Below are 26,592 nucleotides of genomic sequence, written 5' to 3'. Positions count from 1 at the left end.
CCCTGATTTGGTGTGCGCCAACCCAGTGCACAATTCGCCCCCTTTTTTGCTCTCCTGATGCTCACTCTCAGCCCCGACCTCCAGACACCTCTGGTCAGCCAGATCGTCGACGGTCTGCGGGGGCTCATCACCGGGCAGGTGCTCAAACCCGGCAGCAAACTCCCGTCCATCCGTGCTTTTGCCGCTGCGCACGGCGTGAGCGTGTTCACCGTGGTCGAGGCCTATGACCGCCTGGTGGCGCAGGGCTGGTTGGTGTCGCGGGCCAATGCGGGCTTTTTTGTGAAGCGGCGGGGCGATGAGGGCGCTGCGCCCGGCGCTGGTGCGCCCGAGCAGGCCGTGCCCCGTTTTGATGCGCGCTGGTATCTCAAACAAATTTTTGAAAACCGCAACCTGCCCATGAAACCGGGCTGCGGCTGGTTGCCGCACGACTGGCTGTTCAGCGACGCGGTCAAACGCAGCATGCGCCAGCTGTCGTCCGACGGCCCCGAGCTGGACGGCTACGGTCTACCGCATGGCCATATGGCACTGCGCATGGTGGTGGCCGAGTCGCTGGCCGAACACCATCTGGCGGTGGACGCCGACCAGGTGCTGCTGACCCAGGGCTCCAGCCAGGCGCTGGACCTGGTGGCGCGCCGCCTCGTCAAGCCCGGCGACGTGGTGCTGGTGGACGACCCCGGCTACCCCAACCTGCTGTTCATGCTGCGCTTTGCAGGGGCCCAGGTGGTGGGTGTGCCGCGCACCGCCACCGGCTACGACCTGCCCGCACTGGAGGCCCTGCTGGCCGAGCACCAGCCCACGGTGTTCTTCACCCAGCCGCGCCTGCAAAGCCCGACCTGTTCGGTGGCATCGGTGGCGCACCTGCACCGGCTGCTGCAACTGGCCGAGCAGCACCACTTCATGCTGGTGGAGAACGACATCTATGCCGACATGGACCCCGGTGTGCGCCCCTCGCTGGCCAGCCTGGACCAGCTCAACCGCGTGATCTACCTGGGCAGTTTCTCCAAGACGATTTCGCCCAACCTGCGCACCGGCTTTCTGGCGGCGCGGCGCGATCTGCTCGATGAGCTGGTGCAGCTCAAGATGATCTCGGGCCTGACCTCGTCCGAGATCACCGAGCGCATCACCTTTGGCGTGGTGACCGATGGGCGCTGGCGCAAGCACCTAAAGTCCCTGCGCGAGCGCCTGGCCGAGGCACACCGCACCGTGGGGCGGCGCTTGCTGAACCTGGGGTTTGAGCTGTTCCACGAGCCCGAGGCGGGCATGTACCTGTGGGCACGCCACCCCGACCTGCCCGACAGTGCCGAGCTGTCCAAAGAGGCCACGGGTGCGGGCATCATGCTCGGGCCGGGCCAGCTGTTTCTGGTGGAACCGCGCCCCACGGGCTGGCTGCGCTTTAACGTGGCGTTCAGCCAAGACGAGCGCCTATGGCGCTTTCTGGAGCAGCGCATCGAGATGGGCCAGCAGGTGGCGGAATAGGCTCGCCGCCGTCGCCGTCTTTGCCAGAGTTTTAAGTCTTTTTGGCCGCTAGCGCTTATCTAATAAGCGCTAATAGCTGTAAAAACAATAGCAAATTCATCAAGGCAGCTGTCCATTCGGTCGCAGGCGCTGGGGATGGACTACCGGTCAATGATGCGCCGCGCAAACCGCTCCAGGTATTCCATCAGCTGCTCCGCACCCGCCACGGCCTGGGCCTCGTCGCCGCTGGCGATGCCCTGGGCCAATTGCATGTGCGCGCGGGCGCCTTCCGACACCTCGCCTTCGTGCTGGTAGGCGTACCAGAAGCGGCGGCACTGCACGATGAGCGGTTGCACGCATTTGACGGCCGAGTGGTTCTGGCTGGCCTGGTGGATGACCAGATCGAGTTCATGGTCGGCCAGCATGTAGTCTTCCAGGTGGCCGCGCGCTGCGGCTTGCACCATGTTTTCGGCGCAGCGCACGATGGCCTGGCGCTCTGGCGCGGTGGCGCGACGGGCGGCGTTGGAGGCCAGCAGGCGCTCCAGCACACGGCGGGTCTGTATCACGTCCAGGTGGTCGGCCAGGTCGATGTGCGACACCAGCAGCCCGCGCCGGGGCTGCTGCACGATGAGCCCGATGGACACCATGCGCAGCAGCGCCTCGCGCACCGGCGTGCGGCCCAGGCCCGTGCTCTCGGCGATCTCGGCCTCGACCACGGGGCTGCCGGGCTGCAGCTGTAGCGTGGAGATCATGGTCTCGATGGCGTCGTAGGCCACGTCCGCCGCGCGCCGCTTGGGCGCGGGGTCTTGCTGGGGGGCGGGGCGGCGGAGTGTCATCTGGCGTGGAAGGCGTGAAGGGCAGGGCGTTGCGAGAGGCCGCATCTTAGGCCAAGGCCATCGGATGCGGTCCTCGCTGGGCTCATCAGAGGCTTGCGCCCGCTTTGCGCAGCTCGGCAATCTGCGGTGCCTTGGGCAGCCACAGCTTGTCGAACTCCTGGACGATGCCGTCGGGGTTGAACGACGATGCCGTCTTGAAGGCGATGGACGTGCCCTTGAACTTTTCGATCAGCCCGGCCTCGGTGGTCACGATGTCGTTGATCTGCGCATCCAGCGACTGGGCCACCAGCTTGCGGATGATGTCCTTGTCCTTGGCGTCCAGCCCTTGCCAGATGCGGCCGGACACCAGTGGCGCGAATGGCATGAACAGGGCGTTCATCTGCAGCAGGGTCTTGGCTACCTTGTCAAAACGCTGGTTCCATGAGAACTCGATGTCTGCCTCCAGCCCATCGACCTGGCCGTTGCTCATCGCATCAAACACCTGCGGCGTGGGGATGGGCGTGGGCGCGGCGCCCAGCATTTGGTAGAAGTCGCGGTACACAGGCGTGGGGTTGATGCGCAGCTTCATGCCCTTGATGTCGGTGGGCACGGTGATGTCCTTGGTGGAAAACACGGCGCGCATACCGGTGATGCCCCAGCCCAGGCCGATGGTGCCGGTCTCCCGGGGCAGCACCTCCAGCAGCTTGGTGGCGGCCGGGTGCTTGACCAGCTTGGCTACGGCGGGGGTGGATCGCACCAGATACGGTGCATTGATGGCCGCGATGCTGGCCACGCGCGAGCCCAGCTCGGCGGCCTGGATCCAGCCCATGTCGAGCGCGCCGGACTGCAGCTGCTGCATCATCGCCGCCTCGTTGCCCAACTGGCCCGAGTGGAAGACGGTGACGCTCAGGCGGCCATCGGTTTCCTTCTTCAGCGCTTCGCCAAACTGCAGTGCGGCGCGGTTCCAGGAGTGGCCTGCGGGCGTGATCAGGCCCAGGCGAAACTCCTTGGCGTCGGCGGCGCGCACCAGCGCTGGAAAGCCCAGCCCCGTGACGGTGGCAGCGACCACGGCGTGGCGCTGGATGAAATGGCGGCGGGTGACAGTGCTGGTGTTGGCGGGCTGGGTCGTCATGGTGAACTCCGTGTGAAAGAACCTTGGGAGGGGGACGGGGGATTTGCTGCGCGGCGGGCTACTTGAGCAAACCGAGCGACAGGCTGGGGAACAGCGACAACATCACCAGCGCCACGCAGCTGATGATGAAAAACGGCAGCGTCACGATGAACATCTTTCCGGGTTTGGCCCCGGTGACGGCCGACGCGACAAAAAAGCTCAGGCCCACGGGCGGGGTCATCAGCCCCAGCACCAGGTTGACGACGATCACCACACCAAAGTGGCGCGGGTCAATGTGATAGACCTCGGTGGCAATCGGCAGCAGGATGGGCGCGGTCATGATGAGGCCGGGGATGCCGTCGATCACCGTGCCGATGACCAGCAGGATCACGTTGGTGAGCAGCAAAAAGGTGACCGGGTCGTGTGCCACGGTCTGCACCCAGGCGGCCACCATCTGCGGCACCTTGCCGTAGATCAGCAACCACGAGAACACGGCCGCTGCCGCCACCAGGAACAGCACGATGGCGGAGTAAATGGCCGAGCGCAGCAGGATGGCCGGCATGGCGCTGAAGCGGAATTCCTTGGTCACGTACCGACCCACCAGCGCCGATACCAGCGCACCCACGGCGGCAGATTCGGTCGGGTTGGCCAGGCCACTGAGGATGGAGCCCACGATGATGATGGGGATCAGCAGCGTGGGGCTGGCCTGCACCACGGTGCACGCGCGCTGGGCCAGCGTGCGCTTTTCGCTGCGTGGGTAGTTGTAGACGAAGCCCATGAGCGCGATCACGACGAAGAACAGCACCGTGAGCAGCACGCCGGGCAGGATGCCCGCAATCAGCATGTCGCCCACGGCCACCTGGGCCAGCACGCTGTAGACCACAAACATCACCGAGGGCGGGATGATGGGCCCGAGCATGCCGCCATACACCGTGAGGCCTGCCGCAAAGGTCTTGTCGTAACCCTGCTTTTCCATCTCGGGCACCATGACCTGCGACATGATGGCCACCTGCGCGGTGGCCGAGCCGATGATGGATGACACTAGCATGTTGGCCAGGATGTTCACGTAGGCCAGCCCCCCTTTGACGGAACCGATGAAGGCCATGGACAGGTCCACCAGCCGCCGCGTGATGCCGCCGCTGTTCATGATCTCGCCGATCAGGATGAACAGCGGGATGGCGATGAGGCCATAGCTGTCCACCCCGCCGAACATCTGCATGGGAAAGGACTGGAACAGCACCGGGCTGCCGATGCTGAGGATGTACACCGCGCCCGACAGGCACAGGCATACGCCGATGGGCACACCCACCATCAAGGCGGCGAGGAAGAACAGGATGGTGATCATGGTCGGGCTCTGGTGGGTTTTGCGTGCGTGGGTGGCGTTCAGTTCACGGCGTCGGCGTTGACCACGTCAAAGCCTGCGTGCTGCACACGCTCTGCGGCGCCCATGTCTTCGAGCAGGTTGGCCAGCGCATGCACGCTGAAGGTGGCAGAGAAGATTGGCAGGATCAGCTGCAGCACCCAGGTGGGCCAGTTCAGCGTCTGGGTGCGCTCGGTGTAGAGGAAGTTGAAGCTCTCGGCCGCAAACTCCTTGGCGTCAAAGCCGTAGCGCGCAATGCCGATGGGGTCCATCCACACCCAGCACATCACCAGCATGGCCAGGCCAAACAGCAGCACGCCGCATGTGGCCACCACCTTGGACGCCTGGGCACCCCGCGCGCCGAGGTGGTCGGTCAGCATGGTCACAGCAAAGTCCATGCGCAGCCGCGTCATGACCGAGGCGCCCACAAAGGTCAGCCAGACCACCGTATAGACCGCCGCCTCGTCCACCCAGTAGATCGGCATGCCGGTGTAGCGCGTGACCACGTTGAGCAGGATCAGCAGCACCAGCAAGGTCATGAGGGCGGTGAGCAGATGCCGCTCCATGCGCAGAACCTGCGTGGACAGCGCCAGCACCCAGCGGACGGGGGCGCGCGGCGATGCAGCTTGTGGGGCGGGTGGGCTGGTGAGCGTGGGCATGGTGTGGTTTCGGGGGAGGAGGGCTTGCCGAGGGAAGAAGAAGTCTTGCGATTTTTAATATCTAACAAATATATTTAAAAGCAAGATAGATGCCTGCTGGGTGCGGGTAAGCCCTGAAAAGGAGGACGGGGAAAACGGGCGGTGCGCCTGTCAGCCCGAGGGCGCTGCAGGCTCGCTACTGGGCATGAGTGCAGGTGCGGGCGTGCAGGCGGCCAGCGTGCCAATGCGTGCGGGTGCCAGCAGGTGCCGTGGCGGCGCGGGCGTCCAGCCGAAGAGGTGCTGCGTGGCTGCGCCGCAGATGCGGCCCTGGCAGGCGCCCATGCCGCAGCGGGTGTGGAGCTTGGCGTCGATCCAGCCTTTGCGCTGCGTGAGCGCGGCGTAGGGCACGTCTTCGCAGCGGCACACCAGGGTGTCGGGCTGTGCCAGTGTCTTGAGTGCGTCGTTCAGTGGAAAAGAAGCCTGCAGCACCTGTGCAAAACCCTCCCAGCGTGCCAGTTGCGGGCGCAGCGCTTCGGCCTGCTTGACATGCCCCGCCGCAGCATGGCCCGCCATGGCGCCCTGAACCAGTGCGCGTTCGCTGCCGCCAAAACCGGTGTTCTCACCGGCGGCGTACACACCGGGCACGCTGGTGCGCATGTGCGCATTCACGGCCAGGCCCTGGCCACCGCTGAGCGGCCCGCCCAGCGCACAGCCCAGCATCTGCCCCAAGTGAGTGTTGGGCACCAGCCCGAACCCGCAGGCCACGCGGTCGCAGGCGATGGTCTCTTCTGCATGTTGACTTTTGCGCAGCCGCACGGTTTGCACCTGCGTGGTGCCTTGGACTTCCAGTACATGGCTGCTGGCGCGCAACCGCGGGTGAAGCAGCGTGAGGGCCTGCGCCACCTTGGCGGGCCAGCGCGGCATTTGCGCCGCAAAGCCTGCGAGTGCGCGCCACGGCGCTTGTTCGGCCACGCGCACCACGGTGGCACGGGCTTTTGTGGCGGTGGCAGCAGCGGCCAGCAGTAGCGGGCCGGTGCCTGCGATGATGATGCGCTGGCCCTGAACGTCGAGCCCTGCCTTGATGAGGGCCTGCAAGGCGCCGGCACCCGTCACACCGGGCAATGTCCAGCCCGGGAAGGGCAGCAAAAGCTCGCGGGCTCCGGTGCACAGGATGATGCGGTGGCTGTGCTGGGTCCAGCCTCGGTCAGCGTCTTCCAGCAGCAGGGCGGGGGCCTTGTCGCCGGGTTGTGGGGCACCCAGGCCCACCACGCGGGTGCTGCGCAGCAGGCGGATGTTGGCGTGCTGGCTCAGTGCAGTGCGATGTTGCTGGGCCAGGGCAGGTAAGACCACCTGGGGGCCATCGCGCCAGATTTGCCCGCCGGGCTGCGGGTTGTCGTCCACGATGGTGATCGATGCACCGCTGGGCGCGGCGGCCAGGGCTGCGGCCAACCCTGCAGGGCCGGCGCCGATGATGAGGATGTCGCAGCGCTCGTGCGCCGATGGTTGCTCGGTCATGGGCTGGGTCACTGGCTGGGTCATGACGTGGCGCTCCCAGGCGCCGTGCCGACATCGGTGTGTATCGACATGCCCTCGGTGCAGACCGTCTGGCACGCCAGGCGGGTGCGGCCATGGATGCGGACCCTGCATTCGTGACACACGCCCATGCCACACAGCGGTGCCCGTGCCTCGCCAGTGACCGAGGTGCGCGTGGTGCCTGGTGTTTGCTGCGCCAACGCGGCGGCCACGCTGGTCCCCGCAGGCACCTGCAGGGGCGCGCCATTCACAACGATGTGCACCTGGGTGGGGGCGGATATGGTCATGGCGTGTTCAGGCCCGCAAAGCGTGCAGGTGCATAGGGCGTGGGGTCGATCGCTGGCGTGCCCCCTGTGATTTGCGCAGCCAGTAATTGCGCGGTGGCCGGGGCGGTGGTCGCGCCCAGCCCTTCATGGCCCACGGCCAGCCACAGGTGCGGGTGTTCGGGGTGCGCGCCAATGAGGGGTAGGCTGTCGGGCGTGGCGGCGCGAAAGCCGGTCCAGGTGCGAATGGCATTCAGGTCGGCCAGGCCCGGCAGGTAGTCGAGCGCACGTTGCAGCATGCGCGCCATGACGGCGTTGTTGACGGCGGGGTCGGTGGTGTCGAACTCGCGCGACGAGCCGATCAGCAACTGCCCTGTGGGCCGGGGCTGCACGTTGAAGGCCACCGAGGTGCCGTCGCTGTGGTGCGCGCTGGTGATGTAGCCCAGCTCCACCAGTTGGTGGCGCACGGTGCCCGGGTAGCGGTCGGTGATGACAAGGTGGCCCTTTTTGGGGCGCAGCGGCAGGCCGGGGCACAGCTGGGGGGCCTGGATGCCGCTGGCCAGCACGATGGCGCCCGCGCTGCGCTGACTGCCATCGCGCAGGGTGACGGTGTGGCCGTCGATGTGTGTGGCTTCAGCCTGCTCAAAGATCAAGTGTCCTTGGGCTGCGGCCTGGTCCAGCAGCCACTGGGCTGCGCGCGGGGCATAGACCACGCTGTCGCCCTGCACCTTGAGCGCACCCGCCAAACCGGGGCGCAGCGCGGGTTCTGCGCGGGCGAGGGCGGTAGCGTCGAGCATCTCGCAGGCGATGCCGTGCGCTTGCAGGGTGCTGCGCTTGTTATGCGCCGCCTGCAGTTCTGCATCGTTGGCAGCCAGCCAGAGCGTGCCGCAGGCGGTGAAAGCGCAGCCCGCATCCATGTGGGGTGCCCAGGCGTGCCAGAGGTCGAGCGATGTTTGGCTTAGCGCCAGTTCGGCCGGGTTGTCGTCCATCACCACCAGATGGCCCATGCCCGCCGCCGTGGCGCCGCCGAGGCGCGCATCGATGACACGCACCGACAGTCCGGCCTGGGTGAGGGCATGGGCACAGGCCGCGCCCACGATGCCGGCGCCAATCACAAGGACATCGGTGTGTTGCATGGGGCGCAGGTGCAGCAACAGGGCCGGGTTACAGCCGGATGCCCCAGCCGAAGGGGTCCGCGTCTTCAATCAAGAGCGTGGCCTCGGCGCTCATGTGGGCGCGACCCCGCAAGGTCGGGATGACCTTGCCATCGCCCTGCAGCGTGTAGCTGGCCTCGAACTGGCTGCCGATGATGCTGGCCTGGCGCCACACCTGGTCGGGCTGCAACTTGCCGTCTGCCGCGAGGCAGGCCACCTTGGCACTGGTGCCGGTGCCGCAGGGGGAGCGGTCATACGCTTTGCCGGGGCACAGCACATAGTTGCGGCTATCGGCGGGGTCATCGGCATTGTCGTCGTCGGCAAACAGTTCGATGTGGTCTATCTCGCCGCCGTTGTCGCCCCGAATGCCCTGGTCCTTGAGGGCCTGCTGTACGGCGCAGCTGTAGTCCATCAACGCCTCCAGGTTGTCACTGGCCACACGCTGGCCGTGATCGGAGATCAAAAAGAACCAGTTGCCGCCCCAGGCCACGTCGCCCACCACGCGGCCGTAGCCCGGCACCTCGATGGCCAACGCGTGGTGCAGGCGGTAGGCGGGCACGTTGCGCACGCTGACAGAGCCGTCGGTGTGCAGCGTGGTGGTGACGGTGCCCACCGGGGTTTCGATGCGGTGCTCGCCGGGCGTGATGCGGCCCAGGTAGGCGAGCGATGCGATCAGCCCGATGGTGCCGTGGCCACACATGCCCAGGTAGCCGCTGTTGTTGAAGAAGATCACGCCCGCCGCGTTGGCCGGGTCCTGCGGTGTGCAAAGCAGCGCCCCCACCACCACATCGCTGCCACGCGGCTCCAGCACGGTGGCGGCCCGCCAGGCATCGTGGCGCTCGGCCAGCAGCGCACGCCGCTCGGCCATGGTGCCGGTGCCCAGGTCGGGGAAACCGTCAATGACAAGCCGGGTGGGCTCGCCGCCGGTGTGGGAGTCGATCACATGGATGCGTTGCATGGTGCTCTGGTCGTGGCGGAGTAGGGCGCTCAGTGTCTCAGGCGACAGACTGGTATTTTGTTGGGCGCGTGGCCAGGGCCTTGCGCACCACGCTCTCCACAAACGCGCGCTCTTCGCCCACCAGTGGCAGACGGGGGCGGCGCATGTGTTCGGTGCCTACACCCACCAGCGCATCGATGAGCTTGAGGTTCTGCACGAGCTTGTTCGACACATCGAGGTGCAGCATGGGCGTCATCCACTGGTACAGCGGCAGCGCCTCGGCAAATTTGCCAGCCTTCATCAGGTCGTACAGCGCCACGGTTTCGCGCGGGAAGGCGCAGCCCACGCCGGCCAGCAGGCCATCGCAGCCCAGGGCCAGGCCTTCGTAGGCCAGGTCGTCCACGCCCAAAAAGAGCTGGTAGCGGTCGCCCACGGTGTTGCGCAGGTCGGTAATGCGGCGGATGTCACCCGTGCTTTCCTTGATGGCGGCGATCCACTCGCAGTCGGCCAGCTCGACCATGTGTTCAGGCTTCAGGTCCACGCGATAGGCCACGGGGTTGTTGTAGATCATCAGGGGGCGCTGGGCGGCTGCGGCCATGGCGCGCACATTGGCTATGGCCTCGCGGGCGTCGGCCACGTAGATCACCGAGGGCATGACCATATAGCCCGCCACGCCGAGCTTGTTGCCGCCGTCGATGTAGCGCAGGGCCTCGCGGGTGCTGGTTTCAGACACGTTGGCCAGCACGGGCACACGGCCGTCCGCAGCTTCCAGGGCAATTTTGGTGACCTGGAGTTTTTCTTCAAGCGACAGCGTGCTGGCTTCGCCGAGAGAGCCGCAGGTGACCAGACCATGGATGCCGTTGCGGATCTGGAAGTCGATGTGGCGGGCCGTGCCCTCGGCGTCGATGGACTCGTCGGCGTGGAACTTGGTGGTGATGGCGGGGAAGATGCCTTGCCAGCGGGGTTGTGGGTTCACAGGGTGCTCCTTGGGTGCGTTGGGCGATGAGATTGTTAATATATTAACAAGATATTTGATGTCGGCAAGCGAAAATTTGGGCTAAAACAATCGACTCCGAGGTGAGCAAGGGGCAGGGGATGCCAAGGAATCTGGCAAACCCTGTGCCAGCCGTCACTGTCGCGGCGCCGCCACGGGCCCCAGGCCTGCAAACCTATAATGAAAGGTTGGTCCCCATAGGGGCAGCGACAGGCAGCGCTCAGGTGCGGGGCCTGCGGTCTGCCTGCTCCGTGCAACCACTCCACAACACCATGAGCACTCCCACTTTTTCTGTCGCTGACATCCGCAAGTCCTTCCTGGATTTCTTCGTCTCCAAGGGCCACACCGTCGTGGCGTCGAGCCCGCTGGTGCCCGGCAACGACCCCACGCTGATGTTCACCAACTCCGGCATGGTGCAGTTCAAGGACGTGTTCCTGGGCACGGACAAACGCCCCTATAAGCGTGCTGTGTCGGTGCAGGCCTGTCTGCGTGCGGGCGGCAAACACAATGACCTGGAGAACGTGGGCTACACCGCGCGCCACCACACCTTCTTTGAAATGTTGGGCAACTGGTCGTTTGGTGACTACTTCAAGCGCGAGTCGCTCAAGTGGGCGTGGGAGCTGCTGACCGAGGTCTACAAGCTGCCGCCCGAGCGCCTGCTGGCCACGGTCTATCAGGAAGACGACGAGGCCTATGACATCTGGACCAAGGAAATCGGCCTGCCCCCCGAGCGCGTGATCCGCATCGGCGACAACAAGGGCGGCCGCTACAAGTCCGACAACTTCTGGATGATGGCCGATACCGGCCCCTGCGGCCCGTGCAGCGAGATCTTTTATGACCACGGCGACCACATCCCCGGCGGCCCCCCAGGCAGCCCCGATGAGGACGGCGACCGTTTCATCGAGATCTGGAACAACGTGTTCATGCAGTTCGACATGGCCGAAGACGGCTCGGTGAGCCCGTTGCCTGCGCCCTGCGTGGACACCGGCATGGGCCTGGAGCGCCTGGCTGCCATCCTGCAGCACGTGCACAGCAATTACGAGATCGACCTGTTCGACCAGCTCATCAAGGCCGCATCGCGCGAGACCGGTGAGAAGGACCTGGGCAACAAGAGCCTGCGCGTGATCGCCGACCACATCCGCGCCACCGCGTTTTTGGTGAGCGACGGCGTGATCCCCAGCAATGAAGGTCGCGGCTACGTGCAGCGCCGCATCGTGCGTCGCGCCATCCGCCACGGCTACAAGCTGGGCAAGAAGACGCCGTTCTTCCACAAGCTGGTGGCCGACCTGGTGCGTTTGATGGGTGATGCCTACCCCAAACTGCGCGAGCAGGAGCAGCGCATCACCGACGTGCTCAAGGCCGAGGAAGAGCGTTTCTTTGAAACGCTGGCCAACGGCATGGAAATCCTGGATGCAACGCTGGACGGTGGGGCCAAGGTGCTGCCCGGCGACGTGGCCTTCAAGCTGCACGACACCTATGGCTTTCCGCTCGACCTGTCGGCCGACGTGTGCCGCGAGCGCGATGTGGAAGTGGACGAGGCCGGCTTCAAGGTCGCCATGGAAAAGCAGAAGGCCCAGGCCCGCGCTGCGGGCAAGTTCAAGATGGATAAGACGCTGGAATACGCTGGCGCGGCCAATCTGTTCACCGGCTACGAGCACCTGGCAGAGACTGCAAAAATAGTAGCACTCTACGTAGATGGCACAAGCGCTGCAGCGCTGAAAGCAGGACAACACGGTGTGGTGGTGCTCGACACGACACCTTTCTATGCCGAAAGCGGCGGCCAGGTGGGCGACGAAGGTGTCATCACCAGCGGCTCGGCCCGCTTCGCGGTGGGCGATACGCAGAAGATCAAGGCCGATGTGTTTGGTCACCACGGCACGCTCGAAGAGGGCACGTTGAATGTGGGCGACACGGTGCAGGCGCAGGTCAACACGGCGGTGCGCGCCGCCACGGTGCGCAACCATTCGGTCACCCACCTCATGCACAAGGCCCTGCGCGAAGTGTTGGGCAGCCATGTGCAGCAAAAAGGCAGCTTGGTCAATGCGGACCGCACGCGCTTCGACTTCACACACAACGGTGCCGTGACGGCCGCCGAGATCCGCGAGATCGAGCGCCGTGTCAATGAAGAGGTCTTGGCCAACCAGCCCACGCAGGCCCGCGTAATGGACATCGAGTCGGCCCAGAAGACCGGCGCGATGATGCTGTTTGGCGAAAAATACGGCGAAACCGTGCGCGTGCTCGACATCGGCACCAGCCGCGAGCTGTGCGGCGGCACCCATGTGCAGCGCACGGGCGACATTGGCCTGTTCAAGGTGGTGGGCGAGGGCGGGGTGGCTGCAGGGGTGCGCCGGATCGAGGCCGTGACAGGCATCAATGCATTGGCTTACCTCCAGCAACTCGAAGACACCGTGAGCCAGGCCGCCAGCACGCTCAAGGCCCCGGTGGCCGAACTCAATGGCCGCATTGGCCAGGCGCTGGACAACGCGCGTGCCCTTGAAAAGGAAGTGGCGGCCTTGAAGGGCAAACTGGCCTCCAGCCAGGGTGATGAGTTGCTCAACCAGGCTGTTGACGTGAAGGGCATCAAGGTATTGGCTGCCGCGTTGCCCGGCGCCGACGCCAAGACCCTGCGCGACACCATGGACAAGCTCAAGGACAAGCTCAAGACCGCCGCCATCGTGCTGGCCGCCGTGGACGGCGACAAGGTGCAGATCGCTGCAGGCGTCACGGCCGACAGCGTTGGCAAGCTCAAGGCCGGTGAGCTGGTCAACTTTGTGGCCCAGCAAGTGGGCGGCAAGGGCGGCGGCAAGCCTGACATGGCCATGGCAGGCGGCACGAATGCTGCCCAATTGCCCGCTGCCTTGGCGTCGGTCCAAGGATGGGTGACGCAGCAGCTCGGTTAAACCGCTTGGGGCGCTGCGGCCGCTGCGGCGCCCGAATTCACTACGGCCTGCGGGCGAAATAAGGGGTGACGGCAGGCCGCCTTTCCCCCTACATTCAAGCGCATGGACACCTTGCGCAAAAGCGTGCCTGAGCCGCCACCTGTCGTTCGTGATCACTTGCCGGTCACTTCTGGTGGGCGTGCGGCTGACCTTCCCTGGTGGCGCCGCGTCGCGATTCCGTTTGAGGTGTTGATCGCTTGCGTGGTGGTGGCGGCCATGCTGTTGCTCACTGCGCTGATGGCTTATCAGGTGGGCTCCAGTGCGCGACAAGCCATCATTGACGCGTCAGATGACAGTGCGCAGCACATCAGCCAGTTGATCGGGGAGCGGGTGCACCGCATCGTGGATCCGGCCGATGCCACGATCCGTCTGCTGGCCTTCGACCCCATCGCTGCTGCCCCCACATTGCCGTTGCGACTGCGCCGCCTGCCCGTGCTGGCAAACATGCTGGCGCAAAACCCGTTGTTGTCGGCGGTGTTCGTTGGTTACCCCGACGGGCAGTTCCTGCTGGTGCGCCCGGTGCGCAGCGATGCTTTGCGCGAGCGCATCGGCGCCCCCCGCGACGCCGCCTTCCTGGTGCAATCGGTGGCCCGCGAGCGCGGCGCAAACACCATGGTGGGGCGCTGGAGCCATTACGACGCTGCCCTGCATCTGATTGATTCGTCGATACGTACAGACTACCGGTATGACCCACGCACGCGTCCCTGGTATGTCGAAGCAATGGAAAAGAACACTCAAATTCTGACCGAACCGTACGTGTTCTTTACGACGCAGGAGGTGGGCGTCACACTGAGTCAGCCCAGCGAAGACGGGCACGCAGTGATAGGGCTTGATGTGGCCCTGAGCGACCTGGGGCGTGAGATTGGCGGGCTGCGCCTGATGCCCCGCACCGAAATCGCGGTGGTGAACAACAGTCTTCGTGTTCTGGCCTACCCCGACATGTCCCGCGTGCTGTTGCGTGACGGGGCGGAGCCAACCGGCCTGCGGCTGGGCACGCTCAGCGACCTGGGGGTTGCAAGCCTTGAAGCCATCGAGGCGCTGGGTTTGAAAGAAGGGCAGTCTCGCCGTCTGGTTGCCAATGGCGAGGAATGGCTGGCCCATGTCTTGCCGCTGGAGTCGATGCGCTGGCGAGGTTTGCACATTCTGATGGCCATTCCCACCCGCGAGCTGTTGGCCAATGTGAACAGCAACCTGCGGCGCCAGGTGTGGCTTTCCTTGTCGCTGATCGGGCTCATGCTGCCATTTGGCTGGTTGGCGGGGCGGCGTGTAGGGCGCAGCCTGACGGGGCTTGCCACGCAGGCGCAGGCATTGGCGCGGTTTGATTTCCGGCGGCCCACGCACCGCGTGTCACCCGTGCGGGAGGTGCGCGAACTGGGCCAAGTGATGGACCGCATGTCGGACACCATTCAGGAGTTTTTGCACATCACCCACCACATCAGCGCGGAGTCGCGCACCGACCTGATGCTGTCGAGCGTGCTGTACGAGTTGGTGCGTGCCACCAGTTGCACTGGCGGCGCGGTCTATCTCGTGGAGCCCGAACGCGCAGGGCTGCTGCGCACCGCACGTTATTGCGAAGACCCCGAGCAACAGTCGCGTTATCCCGAACATCTGGGCATGGCGCATTTTGTCAACCACGCGGAACCGCAGGTGGCGGATCTGCATGAAGACGACAGCGGGGCCATGCCGCCCCAGCGCGTGTTGCGGGTGCAGTTGCGCACCCGGGATGGCGAGCCCCTGGGCTTGCTGGTGCTGCGCCACGTGGCCGATAGGTCGCAAGACGATGCCCACTTTCGGGCCTTTGTAGAAAAGCTCTCTGGCACCTTGTCGGTGGCCATTGAAACGCGCAGCCTGATCGACGGGCAAAAGAAGCTGTTGGATGGTGTCATCCGCCTGCTGGCCGATGCCATTGACGCCAAGAGCCCCTACACCGGTGGCCACTGCGAGCGGGTGCCGCAGTTGGCCGAGTCGTTGATGCAGCGCATGTGCGACACAAAGGAAGGTCCCTTTGCCCAGGTGGCGATGACAGAGAACGAGCGCTATGAGTTTCGCCTCGGGGCCTGGTTACACGATTGCGGCAAGGTCACAAGCCCCGAGTACATCATTGACAAGGCCACCAAGCTGGAAGCGCTCTACAACCGCATCCACGAAGTACGCATGCGATTTGAGGTGCTCTGGCGCGATGCCGAGCTCGACTATTGGAAGCAGCACGTTGCGGGTGTTGATCCGGTGCGCCTGCAGCGCGAACTGCTGCAACGCCGCGAGCGCCTGCAGGACGATTTTGCCTTTGTGGCCCGGAGCAATGTGGGTGGAGAGTTCATGGCCGATGCCGATAGAGCGCGGCTTGCGGTGATCGGGCGGCAGGTGTGGCAACGCCACTTTGATGACCGGCTGGGCTTGTCGAAGGCGGAGAAGGCGCGGCTGGAGACTGTACCGGTGCGCCCCACGCCCGCCAATGAGCCCTTGCTGGCAGACCGTCCCGAACATATCGTGCCATGGGGTACAAGACGTCCGCCGGTAGAGCCCGGCAATCCTGCCAACCATTGGGGCTTTGACATGACGCTGCCTCCCCAGGAGGCCCATCTGGGCGAGTTGCACAACCTCTCGATCCAGCGCGGCACGCTCACAGCCGAAGACCGATTCAAGATCAATGACCACATTGTGCAGACCATCATCATGCTCAGCGGCCTGCCGTTTCCTCCCCATCTGGCGCGTGTGCCGTCGATTGCGGGGTCGCACCACGAGAAGCTGGACGGCACAGGCTACCCACGGCGGCTCAAGGCCGCAGACCTGACACTGGCCGACCGTGTGATGACCTTGGCAGACATTTTTGAGGCATTGACAGCCTCGGATCGCCCCTACAAGCCACCCAAGACGTTGTCGGAATCGCTCGCCATCATGGCCCAGATGGTGCGAGATCGGCATATTGATGCCGATGTGTTCCGTTTCTTTCTGACGAGCGGCGTGTGGCGCGAATATGCAGACCAATTCTTGCCACAGGCGCAGCACGATGGCGTCGACGTGCAAGCCATCATGCAGTCGTTGGGCTGACGCAGCCGGCACTTTCCGCTCTTTGCGGCGCTTGCTGTGCTGCTGGCTAGCGCCTGCCCCCAGCGCTCGTTGAAGGCGCGGACAACGGGCAGGCGCTCAGAACAGTTCGACGTCGTCGTTGGCCACTTTGGTGACCAGGTGACCGGCAGCGACGAGGTCGTCATAGAAGCACACCTCGTTGCGGCCATGCTCCTTGGCGTAGTAAAGCGCCTGGTCCGCCTGGCCCAGAATTTCCACGGGAGAACCCTGCGCCGTGCTCACAAAGCCCAGGCTGACCGTCACTTGACCCACCTGCGGGAAGTGGTATTCCTGCACCGCCAGACGGAAGCGGTTGAACACCTTGTGGGCCGTGCTCAGTGTGGTCGAGCGCAGCAGCACCACAAATTCTTCACCGCCAAAGCGGAAGATGCGGTCATGGCTGCGAAACGAGGAGCGCAGGATGTTGGCGATCAGGATCAGAACCTCGTCACCATACAGGTGCCCAAAACGGTCGTTGACCTGCTTGAAGTGGTCGATGTCCACCACCGCCAGCCACTGCTGAACCGGCTCATCCCCTGCGGCGCCGTCCTCCACTGCAAATGACTCTGAAATAGCACTCGAGCGACTGTCCAGGCCATTCATCGCATGGCGGGAGAACTGCTCGTCAAATGTCTTGCGGTTGAACAGGCCGGTGAGCGCATCCCGCTCGCTGTAGTCAAGCAGGCTCTGGTAGTTCTGGTAAACCTGAAACACGCCCTTGATCACATCCAGCTTGTGCGCAGACAACGGGCGTGACTGTGTGATCTCCAGGCACGTGCTGACCTTGTCGTGCATCCACACAGGCAGCCACAACACATGGCAGCCCTTGCGGGGTGACGAAACGGCGCTGCTTTCTTTTTTGGCAATACAGTCGCGCAAGGCGGGGTAGTGGTCCAGCGATTCCCGGCGGGGATCTGCGGCAGCCTCCGAGTCGGTAGACACCAGCTGGCCACTGTCTTCCACCCAGGTACGGGGCCGTACATGGGGCACCCCTGCGTCAGTGAAGATCTCCAGAGCCCGCACTTCGGTGATGCTGCTGAGCTTTTGTAGCGTGGACAACACCGACACTTCCAACCGCAAATGATCGCGGTGACCGGTCATTTCGACCAAGTTCTGCAGAATGGGTTTCATGGGCGGGTAGTGGCGGACCGAGGGGTGCTGTAGGTCAGGGACGTCGCAGAAACACAAGATCCCACACGCCGTGCCCCAGCCGCAAGCCGCGGTTCTCGAACTTGGTCAGCGGGCGGTAATCGGGTTGGGTCGCAAAGCCGGTGGCGGTGTTCTGAAGCATCGGCTCGGCACCCAGCACCTCCAGCATCTGGTCTGCGTAGGGCTCCCAGTCGGTGGCGCAATGCAGGTAGCCGCCGGGTTTGAGGCGCGCTGCCAGCTTGGCCACCAGCGGCGCCTGAATCAGGCGGCGCTTGTTGTGTTTGGTTTTATGCCAGGGATCTGGGAAGAAAATGTGCACACCATCCAGGCTTGCCAGAGGCACCATGTGGTCGATGACTTCGACGGCGTCGTGCTGCAGGATGCGGATGTTGGTGAGTTCCTGCTCGCCAATGCGCTTGAGCAGTGCGCCCACGCCGGGTTCATGGACCTCGCAGCACAAGAAATTGTCTTCAGGGCGCACGCGCGCAATGTGCGCCGTGGCCTCGCCCATGCCAAACCCGATTTCCAGCACCAGCGGCGCGTTGCGGCCAAAAACGGCGGCAGCATCAAGCGGGGCGGGCGTGTAGGGCACGATGAAACGCGGGCCCAGGTCTTCAAAAGCCTTGGCCTGACCTGTGGTGGTGCGGCCTGCGCGGCGCACAAAACTCTTGATGGTCTTGGGATGGGTAACGCCCGCAGGCGCAACACCTGGGGTTGAAGGCGCCGGTGCTGCAGCAGGCACGGCGCTGAGAGGGACAGAAGCTGTGGTCAATTCGTTCACGATGGGTGATTGTAGTTTCGTCGCCACGCTGCCACCCAGTGGGCCAGTGCGTCCGAGACACAAATATTGTCAGGATCTGCCAACACCGGCAAACCCAGTGTGAATGCGGCCTGCGACAAGGCCCGTACGGGTTGATTCAGGTCAAGGGCTTGGGCGCCATTCTGTTTGGATAGCTTCTCTCCGTTGTCGCCGCACACCAGCGGCGCATGCAGGTAGCAGGGGGTGGGCACACCAAGCGCCTGCTGCAACAAGATCTGGCGTGGGGTGTTGTCGGCCAGGTCCTCGCCCCGCACCACCTCAGTGATTCCCTGATCTGCATCATCCACCACCACCGCCAATTGATACGCCCAGAGGCTGTCGGCACGGCGCAGCACGAAGTCTCCCACGGTGCTCGCCACGTCTTGCCGTTGAACGCCCAGTCGCCGGTCTTGCCATTGCAATGCACCGTGATGTTCTGAATTGATAGCATCAAAGCTATGTTTGATAGGCGCAAGCGGTTGTTTTTGCTTGAATTCTGTCGCATTGAACCGCCATGATCGCGCGCTGCGGCCTTGCAACCCATGGCGGCAGGTTCCGGGATAAGGCAGCGCGGCGTGGCGTTCGCGGGCGTGGCCCAGGGCCGCGTTGGCGTCTTCGATGTCTTTGCGCGAGCAGGCGCAAGGGTAAACATGCCCCAGTGCAATCAACCGGTCCAATGCGCGCTGATAAAGCGCCCCTCGTGTGGATTGCCATACGGGGGGCTCATCTGGCAGCAGGCCGCAGGTGGCCAGCTGCTTCAGGATGAACTCGGCGGCACCCGGCACGCAGCGAGGCGTGTCCACGTCTTCAATGCGCACCAGCCACTGGCCGCCCAGGCCGTTTTTCCAGGCACGGGCGTCGAGCCAGCTGGCCAGCGCCGCAACCAGCGAGCCCGCATGCAACGGGCCCGTGGGGGAGGGGGCAAACCGGCCCACATACCGCTCGCCGTCGCGCCCCTCATCGCGCGGCGACGGGTTGGCGCCCGCACTCGCAGTCATGCCACCGCTAGTGCCAGTTCCAGTCCCGACAAGAATGCGTCTTCAAGCCGGTGTCCCAGGCACCAGTCGCCACAGGCGCCCAGGCCTGTGGTGGCGTCCCACAAATGACTGCGACCCAGTGGGTGGGTGGTTTTTGCGTAACGCCAGCGGCGCGTATCCGCATGCGCGGGCTCAGCGCGGATGCCAGTGATCTCGGCAAAGGCTTTGATGAGCTTGGCCTGAACGCGGGCGTCGTCGTCTTCCAGATGCTCGGCGGACCAGGCCGGGCTGGCCTGCACGGTCCAGCGCTCTATCACCGTGCGGCCAGGTTTGGACGACTCGCGGGCCAGCCAAGAAATGCGGTGGTGGGTGCTGCGTGCAGCATTCCATTGTGGGCCTAGCGTGGTCAAGCCGGGGCGCACCGCTTGAGGGTAGGCAAGCATCAGGGTCCAGCAGGGCGCAATGGACACCTGGGACATGGCTTCCGTCAAGACGGTATCTACCGACGAGCTTGCCAGCAGCGCCTGAGCGGGCACTGACGGCTGAGCCAGCAGCACGGCGTCAAACCCCGCATACACCTGCCTGCCTCCGCCGGGCCCCTCGGTGCGCACTTGCCAGCCAGGGGCGTTCAGCGCGTCCTGTTCGATGTGGGTGACGCAGGTGTTCGTGATGAGCTGGCCGGTTTGCAGCAGGGGCTCGGCCCAGGTGGTTACCAGCGACTGCATGCCGGGGGTGGCCACCCAGTGGGCTTCGCGATGGGGCAGGCCCACGGCAGTCACATTGCCTGCCGCATCCAGGACCTGTACGGAATTGGCGCTCCAGCGTTTGCAGACGCCCGGCACGCTGTCGATGGCTCGGGCAAAACGCGGGTCGCGCACGGTGAAGTATTGGGCCCCTGCATCAAAGTTGCCAAAAGGAGTGTCGATGGTGGTGGTGCGGCCACCCGCGCGCGATGATTTCTCGAACACTGTCACGCGGTGCCCGGCTTGCACCAGCGTGCGCGCACAGGCAATGCCGGCCATGCCGGCGCCGATGATGGCGAAATGGCGCTGCGCTTTCCCGGAGGCCGCAAGAGGTGCCGCAGGGGCTGTGGCAGCCGCGTTTGCGGAGGCGCTGGCGCGTCGCAGCCGTTTGGCGGGAAGAGGATCGGGTTTGCTCATGGAAGGCCTTTCGGTGACGTTCGGCGGGTGAAATGCAATGCGAAACCAACAGCGACCACTCTACACGCGCCAGACCCTCATGGGCCCTTGATCCGCATCAGAAATGATGGTGGTTTTCCAGCAGTGCCTTGCGTGTGGTCGGGCTTTGCAACTGCGTCAGCCACCATTGCAGCGCGCGACCCGGTGCGGTGAAGCCCGGCCCACCCCAGGCATAGTCGACGCGGACCTTGCGCTCGGGCCGGGACACGCGGCGCTGCACCAGGCGGCCTGCCTCGAGGTAGGGGCGCACCATGGGTTCGGGCAAAAAACCGCCTCCGAGACCACGCAGTTGTACCTGCACCTTGGCCTGCATGGTGTCCACGGTGAGGACATCTTGCCCGCCCAGCAAGCCCATGGTGGCGCCGCCCCGGGTAGCCGAATCGGCCACGGCCACGGCGCGGTGCTCCAGTAGCATGGCATCGGTGATGGGCTCGGGTGCGCTGGCCAGCGGGTGGTGCGGCGCCACCACATAGATAAAGAGCATTTCACCCAGTGGCGCCTGCTGCATGCCCGCCACGCTGCCGCTGGCGATCGACACGCCGATGGCCAGGTCTGCGCGGCCCGATGTGAGCGCCTCCAGTGTGCCGGTCATGATGCCGTCGCGCAGCTTGAGCCTGGTGGGCGGGCCCATGGCATAAAAAGCGTCCACCAACTCCAGCATGGTGTACGGCGAAATGATGCCATCGACCGATATCGTGAGGTGCGGCTCCCAGCCCGTGGCCACGCGGCGCACGCGATGGGCCACGGCATCAATGTCTTCAAGCAGGCGTGCGCCCTCGCGCAGCAGCTCCCTGCCCGCTTCAGTGGGGCGGGCTTGGCGGGCGCTGCGGTCGAACAGCAGCACGTCCAGTGCGTCTTCGATCTGCCGCACCCGGTAGGTCAGCGCGCTGGGAACCAGACCCAACTGCCGCGCGGCTGCGGCAAAGCTGCCTGCCGCCGCGATCACCTGCAGCATGGTCAGTGCGTCGGGGGTGAGAACATCGCGTGCATTTTGCATGGTGACTATCCGCTGGTTCAGATAATTTGAATGATGCCATCAATTTGCCAGCCCCTGCAAGACGGGTCGCAGATCTACAGTGGGGGCTTGAAAGGAGCACACCGATGCTGACTGTTCGTAAATCACAAGACCGGGGCCATGCCGACCATGGCTGGCTCAATTCTTTCCACAGCTTCTCGTTTGCGGGCTATTACGACCCGGCCCACATGGGGTTTGGCAACCTGCGCGTCATCAACGAAGACCGTATCGCACCGGGCACGGGTTTTGGCACCCATGGCCACCGCGACATGGAAATCATCAGCTACGTGTTGTCGGGCGAACTGGCCCACAAAGACAGCATGGGCAACATCAAAGGCATACCGCCCGGCGATGTGCAGCGCATGAGCGCTGGCACCGGTGTGATGCACAGCGAGTTCAACCATGCTGCGGGTCAGACCACGCATTTTCTGCAGATCTGGATCGAGCCCAATGTGCGCGGCATTGCGCCGAGCTATGAGCAAAAGACGTTTGCAGAAGCCGAAAAACGGGGTGTGCTGCGCCTGGTGGCCTCACCCGATGGTGCGCAGTGCTCGGTCAAGATTCATGCAGATGCATCGGTGCATGCGGGATTGATCGACGCCGATGAGGCTGTCACACGGGCTCTCAACCCCGAACGCAAGACCTACGTGCATCTGGTGCGTGGCGCGCTGCAGGTGAATGGGCATAGCCTGTCGGCCGGCGATGCCGCGCTGATGGAAAACGAAACCACCTTGTCGTTGACCCATGGCCACGACGCCGAGGTGCTGGTGTTTGACCTGGCCGCCTGACGGTCTATTTTTTCCTACCGTCTTCTGTATTTTTTTCCTCCCCATTTTTCATCAGGAGCTCACCATGTACGCATCCCTGCAAAATCCTCTGGCCCTCGTTGCCCGTCTGTTGATGGCCGCGCTGTTCCTGCCTGCCGGCATTGGCAAGCTCACCGGCTTTGCCGGCACGGTGGGCTATATCACCTCGGTTGGGATGCCCATGCCCACCGTTGCGGCGGCCATTGCAGCCGTCGTGGAAGTGCTGGGCAGTTTGGCGCTGATTTTTGGTGTGGGAACCCGTGTCGCCGCGTTGGTGTTGGCATTCTTCACCTTGGTGGCCAGCTATTTCTTTCATGCCTACTGGGCCGTGCCGGCTGATCAACAAATGATCACGCAGTTGCTGTTCTTCAAGAACGTCGCGGTAGTGGGCGGTTTGCTCGCCCTGGCAGCCTTTGGTGCTGGCGCCTGGAGCATTGACGGCAAGCGCACGGACCGCTAAACCCGGTAGGTTCCGGCTGGTCCCGGATGACTCCGCTCCCGCCCGCTGGGGCGAGGGCGTATTTTTTATACAGAAAGCACCGCTTCCCATGTCTCTGATTGCAGTGGTTTATCACTCCGGCTACGGCCACACCCAGCGCCTGGCCCAGGCCGTGGCCCATGGCGCAAGCGGCCAACTGGTGGCGATTGACGCCGATGGCAACCTGCCCGACGGTGGCTGGGATACCTTGGCCGCCGCCAGCGCCATCATTTTTGGCGCGCCCACGTATATGGCGGGGCCGAGTTGGCAGTTCAAGAAGTTCGCTGACGCTTCTTCCAAACCCTGGTTCACCCAGGCCTGGAAGGACAAGCTGTTTGCTGGCTTTACCAACAGCGCCAGCACCAACGGCGACAAGCAAATCACGCTGGACTATCTGTTTCACCTGGCCATGCAGCACGGCGGCTTGTGGGTGGGCAATGGCGTGCTTCCGTCCAACGCCAAGACCGCCATGCGCAACGATGTGAACTGGATCGGCGCCTACACCGGCGCGATGGCGCAGTCGCCGTCGGATGCCTCCGCCGCCGAGATGTTCCCGGGCGATCTGGAGACCGGCCGCTTGCTGGGCCAGCGCGTGGCCGAAGCAGTTGCCCGCTGGAGCCGTTAAGAACGTATTCACGTTCTCCGCTACATTGACGCATTCACTGGGGGCCCGGCCTTGGCACGCAGGGCCCCAGCACACCTGAAAGAGAGACGCACCATGTCCCTAGAACTGCGGCGCATTCCCGGCGCCCCCATGGCCCAGACGCTGCAAATCCGCAGCCACGAACTGACGGTGGATGGCAGTGTGGCAGAGGGCGGCGCCGATGGTGGCCCTGACCCCCATGACCTGTATGACGCTGCACTGGGGGCCTGCAAGGCACTCACCGTGTTGTGGTACGCGCGCCGCAAAGGCCTGCCGGTACAGGATGTGCACACGGTGATCGAGCGAGATGCGAGCGCCGAGCGCAGCGGCACATACCGGCTCGCGGCGCGGCTGCAGATCAGTGGCGACCTGACGGACGCCCAAATGACCGAGCTTGAAGCCGTGGCCCACAAATGCCCGGTGCACAAGCTCATGGCCAGCGTGACAACCGAAATCACCACGACGGTGGAGCGCATGCCATGAGCGGTGACCCATTGCTTCACCTGACAGGGCATGACAAGGATCTGGGCGGCGGATTCACCGTGCGTCGTCTGTTGCCTGCGCTTCAGCGCAGGGCCGTGGGCCCCTTTCTGTTTTTCGACCACTTCGGGCCTGTGACGGTGCACCCGCAGGATGAACATGACGTGCGCCCACATCCGCACATCGGCCTTGCCACCGTCACGTACCTGTTCGAAGGCGCGATCATGCACCGCGACAGCCTGGGTTCGCTGCAGCAGGTGGAGCCTGGCGCGATCAACTGGATGACGTCGGGGCGTGGCATCGTGCACTCCGAGCGCCGTCCCGAAGCCCTGGCCTCGCGCGACTACGTGAACCATGGCCTGCAACTGTGGGCCGCTCTGCCGCGCGAGCAGGAGGAGGCGGAGCCCGCCTTTGTCCACACGCCCGCCGAGGCCATCCCCGAGGTACGCGTGGGCGACGCAGTGGTGCGTGTGCTCATCGGCACCGCTTTTGGGCAGACATCGCCCGTGGCCACGTTCGCCCCCACGCTGTACCTGGACGTGCAATTGCCCGCGGGGGCTGTTCTGGAGCTTCCGGCGTTGGCCCCCGAGATGGCGATCTACTGCGTCAATGCCGACCTGCAGCTGGACGGCGACAGCGAGCCGCTGCCCCTGCATACCCTGGGCGTGCTGCCCGAGGGGCGGGGCGCCACAGTGCGCAGCACAGCCCCCAACGCTATCGGCCGAGGGACCGCAGGTGCGGGCGCGCGCTTCGTGGTCATTGGCGGGGCGCCGTTGGACGGACCACGCCATATCTGGTGGAACTTTGTCTCCAGCCGCAAGGAGCGCATCGTTCAGGCGGCACACGACTGGGAAGATCAGGCCATGGGCAAGGTGCCAGGCGAGGTGGAGTGGATTCCACTGCCGGAGCGCCGTTTCAAACCCTGATGCCCATGCCCATGCCTATGCCCATGGGAAGGATCTTTTGGGCAAATGTATTGATGAATTAAGGCGCTAGTGCTTATCCAATAAGCGCTAGCAGCTCACTTATTAGGAGCGAAATCAGGTATTGCAGGCGTGGCGGACTTTTCTGGTGCTGCGGACAGCGTGCCGGTCGACAGGTCTGCAGCCAGGGTGCGGCGTTCGTCGAAAACAAAACAGCCGCCGTGGTAGTGCGCGCCATCCGTTTCCTCGAAGTATTTCAGGATGCCACCTTCGAGCTGGTAAACGTGCGTGAGGCCTTCCTCGCGCATCAGAATGGCGGCCTTCTCGCATCGAATGCCGCCCGTGCAGAAACTCACCACCGTCTTTTCCGCGAGATCGGCCTTGTGGGCCTTGAGTGCAGGGGGAAATTCGGTGAATTTGTCGATGCGCCAATCGATGGCATTGTCGAATGTGCCTTCATCCACTTCGAACGCGTTGCGCGTGTCCAACGTCACCACGGGTCGGCCCGAGTCGTCGTGGCCCTGGGCCAGCCAGCGGCGCAGGGTGGCGGGGGTGACCGCCGGAGCGCGGCCCTCGGAGGGCTGAATGGCAGGGTGGTCCATGCGGATGATCTCGCGCTTGACCTTGACCAGCATCTTGCGAAATGGCACGGTGGCCGACCAGCTTTCTTTGGGTTGCAGATCAGCAAAACGCGCGTCGATACGCAAGGCATCGACAAAGCCGCGCACCGCATCGACTGGGCCAGCCAAAAAGAAGTTGATGCCTTCCTCGGCCAGCAGGATGGTGCCCTTGAGCTGGGCGTTGGTGGCCCGAGCCTGCAGCAGGTCGCGCAATGCCTGGGCATCGGGCAGCGGCACGAACTTGTAGCAGGAGATGTTGAGGACGTTGTTGTTCACGGCAATAAAACGGACAAAGGCCCGTTGAAGGCCTGTTGGGTGGGTCTGTCAATCACCTGCGCCGCCGGTCACCCCATGGATGGGCACCCCGGGGCAGCGGGCGCTGTCACGCTGCGGGCGAAAGCAGGGTGGTTTCTATCTTGTTGGCCAACTGGGCAATCGCCAGAGCGGCCGGGCAGTTGGGGGTTTGCAGCAGCAGCAACTGGCGCCGCATCACCGCATCGCGCACCGAGGGGTCGGCCGGGATATCGCCCATGTGGATCAGACGCATGGGCCTGCCCGACTCGGTGGTGACAAAGCGGTCCAGCACCTGCTGCAACTGGCTGGTGATGGCGCGGCCATCGCCGGGGCGCGCCGCCTGGTTGATCACCATGCGCACATGCTGGCGTTTTTGCTGCATGGCCAATACCTTGATCGCGGCGTAGGCGTCGGTCAGCGAGGTCGGCTCAGGGGTGGCCACAATCAAAACCTCGGAAGCCAGCGACACCGAGAACAGCACCACATCGGATATACCGGCGCCGGTGTCCAGCAGCACCACGTCATAACGCGGCGTGAGCGCCTGGATCACGCTCAAAAACTGGTTGCGCACTTCGGGGGTGAGCCGTGAATACTCCACCATGCCCGAGCCGGCCAGCAAGACGTCGAAGCCGCCCGGGGCCGCGATGACGGCGTCGTCCAGCGCAGCTTTGCCCGTGAACACATCGTGCAGGGTGATTTTGGGGTGCAGGTTCAGCACCACGTCCAGGTTGGCCAGACCCAGGTCGGCATCCAGCACCAGCACACGTTGACCGCGGCGGGTGAGGGCAGCGGCCAGATTGGCCGACACAAAGGTCTTGCCCACACCGCCTTTGCCGCTGGTCACCGCGATGATGCGGGCGCCGTGTGGGGATGGGGCCATGGGTATAGAGGGGCCAGCTGGGGCTGCTGGAGAGGTGGGTTGGGGGGACAGCGCGTCACTCATC

The 26,592-nt window shown here is 64.4% G+C and carries 24 protein-coding genes; 8 read left to right on the top strand and 16 right to left on the bottom strand.

All coding sequences use genetic code 11. The features are described from left to right. Positions 1–57: 57 nt before the first annotated feature. On the top strand, positions 58–1,476 hold the full coding sequence (locus KI609_RS12995) for a PLP-dependent aminotransferase family protein (protein WP_226443823.1): 1,419 nt from the start codon (positions 58–60) through the stop codon (positions 1,474–1,476). Between the two features lie 140 nt (positions 1,477–1,616). Here the strand turns inward: KI609_RS12995 and KI609_RS12990 are convergent, their stop codons facing one another. The 9 genes from KI609_RS12990 to KI609_RS12950 form a co-directional block, all read right to left on the bottom strand. Beyond that, complete coding sequence (locus KI609_RS12990) at positions 1,617–2,291, bottom strand: GntR family transcriptional regulator (RefSeq protein WP_226443822.1); 675 nt, start codon at positions 2,289–2,291, stop codon at positions 1,617–1,619. An 85-nt stretch (positions 2,292–2,376) separates the two neighbouring features. After that, positions 2,377–3,402 (bottom strand): TRAP transporter substrate-binding protein, encoded by a 1,026-nt coding sequence (locus tag KI609_RS12985; protein WP_226443821.1) that lies wholly within the window; start codon positions 3,400–3,402, stop codon positions 2,377–2,379. Positions 3,403–3,460: 58 nt separating this feature from the next. Then, on the bottom strand, positions 3,461–4,726 hold the full coding sequence (locus KI609_RS12980; protein ID WP_226443820.1) for a TRAP transporter large permease: 1,266 nt from the start codon (positions 4,724–4,726) through the stop codon (positions 3,461–3,463). Positions 4,727–4,764: 38 nt separating this feature from the next. Further along, a complete protein-coding gene (locus KI609_RS12975) occupies positions 4,765–5,400 on the bottom strand; it encodes a TRAP transporter small permease (protein WP_226443819.1) in 636 nt (211 codons plus the stop codon). A 150-nt stretch (positions 5,401–5,550) separates the two neighbouring features. Further along, a complete protein-coding gene (locus tag KI609_RS12970; protein ID WP_226443817.1) occupies positions 5,551–6,918 on the bottom strand; it encodes an FAD/NAD(P)-binding oxidoreductase in 1,368 nt (455 codons plus the stop codon). Then, the gene (locus tag KI609_RS12965; protein WP_226450388.1) at positions 6,915–7,175 is read right to left on the bottom strand and encodes a 2Fe-2S iron-sulfur cluster-binding protein; all 261 of its coding nucleotides are present in this window, start codon (positions 7,173–7,175) and stop codon (positions 6,915–6,917) included. Before KI609_RS12965 ends, KI609_RS12970 begins: the two co-directional genes overlap by 4 nt. A gap of 20 nt (positions 7,176–7,195) precedes the next feature. Continuing rightward, complete coding sequence (locus KI609_RS12960; RefSeq protein WP_226443815.1) at positions 7,196–8,311, bottom strand: NAD(P)/FAD-dependent oxidoreductase; 1,116 nt, start codon at positions 8,309–8,311, stop codon at positions 7,196–7,198. 28 nt (positions 8,312–8,339) lie between these two features. Beyond that, positions 8,340–9,287 (bottom strand): 4-hydroxyproline epimerase, encoded by a 948-nt coding sequence (locus KI609_RS12955; protein ID WP_226443813.1) that lies wholly within the window; start codon positions 9,285–9,287, stop codon positions 8,340–8,342. A gap of 37 nt (positions 9,288–9,324) precedes the next feature. After that, positions 9,325–10,242: a dihydrodipicolinate synthase family protein gene (locus tag KI609_RS12950; RefSeq protein ID WP_226443812.1), complete on the bottom strand. Its 918-nt coding sequence runs from the start codon at positions 10,240–10,242 to the stop codon at positions 9,325–9,327. 290 nt (positions 10,243–10,532) lie between these two features. Between KI609_RS12950 and alaS the strand changes: the two genes are divergently transcribed. Together alaS and KI609_RS12940 are read left to right on the top strand one after the other, a co-directional pair. Beyond that, positions 10,533–13,160, top strand: a complete 2,628-nt coding sequence (gene alaS / locus KI609_RS12945) for an alanine--tRNA ligase (protein ID WP_226443811.1) — start codon at positions 10,533–10,535, stop codon at positions 13,158–13,160. Positions 13,161–13,262: 102 nt separating this feature from the next. Continuing rightward, positions 13,263–16,247 (top strand): HD domain-containing phosphohydrolase, encoded by a 2,985-nt coding sequence (locus tag KI609_RS12940; protein ID WP_226443810.1) that lies wholly within the window; start codon positions 13,263–13,265, stop codon positions 16,245–16,247. Between the two features lie 96 nt (positions 16,248–16,343). On the opposite strand, the gene KI609_RS12935 is transcribed toward KI609_RS12940, so the two are convergent. From KI609_RS12935 to KI609_RS12915, 5 genes are all read right to left on the bottom strand, one after another. Next, complete coding sequence (locus KI609_RS12935; RefSeq protein WP_226443809.1) at positions 16,344–17,396, bottom strand: GGDEF domain-containing protein; 1,053 nt, start codon at positions 17,394–17,396, stop codon at positions 16,344–16,346. A gap of 34 nt (positions 17,397–17,430) precedes the next feature. Continuing rightward, positions 17,431–18,195: a tRNA (guanosine(46)-N7)-methyltransferase TrmB gene (gene trmB, locus KI609_RS12930; RefSeq protein ID WP_226443808.1), complete on the bottom strand. Its 765-nt coding sequence runs from the start codon at positions 18,193–18,195 to the stop codon at positions 17,431–17,433. Beyond that, positions 18,192–19,211 (bottom strand): tRNA glutamyl-Q(34) synthetase GluQRS, encoded by a 1,020-nt coding sequence (gene gluQRS, locus KI609_RS12925; RefSeq protein ID WP_226443807.1) that lies wholly within the window; start codon positions 19,209–19,211, stop codon positions 18,192–18,194. Before gluQRS ends, trmB begins: the two co-directional genes overlap by 4 nt. Then, positions 19,208–20,350: an NAD(P)/FAD-dependent oxidoreductase gene (locus tag KI609_RS12920; RefSeq protein WP_226443806.1), complete on the bottom strand. Its 1,143-nt coding sequence runs from the start codon at positions 20,348–20,350 to the stop codon at positions 19,208–19,210. The genes gluQRS and KI609_RS12920 overlap by 4 nt, the downstream gene beginning before the upstream one ends. 97 nt (positions 20,351–20,447) lie before the next feature. Next, positions 20,448–21,386 (bottom strand): LysR family transcriptional regulator, encoded by a 939-nt coding sequence (locus KI609_RS12915; protein WP_226443804.1) that lies wholly within the window; start codon positions 21,384–21,386, stop codon positions 20,448–20,450. 104 nt (positions 21,387–21,490) lie between these two features. Between KI609_RS12915 and KI609_RS12910 the strand changes: the two genes are divergently transcribed. From KI609_RS12910 to KI609_RS12890, 5 genes are all read left to right on the top strand, one after another. Further along, on the top strand, positions 21,491–22,192 hold the full coding sequence (locus KI609_RS12910) for a pirin family protein (RefSeq protein ID WP_226443802.1): 702 nt from the start codon (positions 21,491–21,493) through the stop codon (positions 22,190–22,192). Positions 22,193–22,256: 64 nt separating this feature from the next. Further along, the gene (locus tag KI609_RS12905) at positions 22,257–22,670 is read left to right on the top strand and encodes a DoxX family protein (protein ID WP_226443800.1); all 414 of its coding nucleotides are present in this window, start codon (positions 22,257–22,259) and stop codon (positions 22,668–22,670) included. An 88-nt stretch (positions 22,671–22,758) separates the two neighbouring features. Continuing rightward, positions 22,759–23,313, top strand: coding sequence for a flavodoxin family protein (locus KI609_RS12900; RefSeq protein WP_226443798.1), 555 nt, complete (start codon positions 22,759–22,761; stop codon positions 23,311–23,313). 93 nt (positions 23,314–23,406) lie between these two features. Next, the gene (locus KI609_RS12895) at positions 23,407–23,814 is read left to right on the top strand and encodes an OsmC family protein (protein WP_226443796.1); all 408 of its coding nucleotides are present in this window, start codon (positions 23,407–23,409) and stop codon (positions 23,812–23,814) included. Then, positions 23,811–24,737, top strand: coding sequence for a pirin family protein (locus tag KI609_RS12890; RefSeq protein WP_226443794.1), 927 nt, complete (start codon positions 23,811–23,813; stop codon positions 24,735–24,737). Before KI609_RS12895 ends, KI609_RS12890 begins: the two co-directional genes overlap by 4 nt. A 95-nt stretch (positions 24,738–24,832) precedes the next feature. Here the strand turns inward: KI609_RS12890 and KI609_RS12885 are convergent, their stop codons facing one another. Both KI609_RS12885 and KI609_RS12880 read right to left on the bottom strand, forming a co-directional pair. Further along, positions 24,833–25,630: a sulfurtransferase gene (locus KI609_RS12885; RefSeq protein WP_226443792.1), complete on the bottom strand. Its 798-nt coding sequence runs from the start codon at positions 25,628–25,630 to the stop codon at positions 24,833–24,835. A 106-nt stretch (positions 25,631–25,736) separates the two neighbouring features. Then, positions 25,737–26,591, bottom strand: coding sequence for a MinD/ParA family protein (locus KI609_RS12880; RefSeq protein WP_226443790.1), 855 nt, complete (start codon positions 26,589–26,591; stop codon positions 25,737–25,739). Between the last annotated feature and the right edge of the window lies 1 nt (position 26,592).

Source organism: Acidovorax radicis, from assembly GCF_020510705.1.
GTDB lineage: Bacteria > Pseudomonadota > Gammaproteobacteria > Burkholderiales > Burkholderiaceae_C > Acidovorax > Acidovorax radicis_A.
Note: the sequence above shows the minus strand (reverse complement) of the source record. Positions and strands in the feature narration are given on the sequence as shown.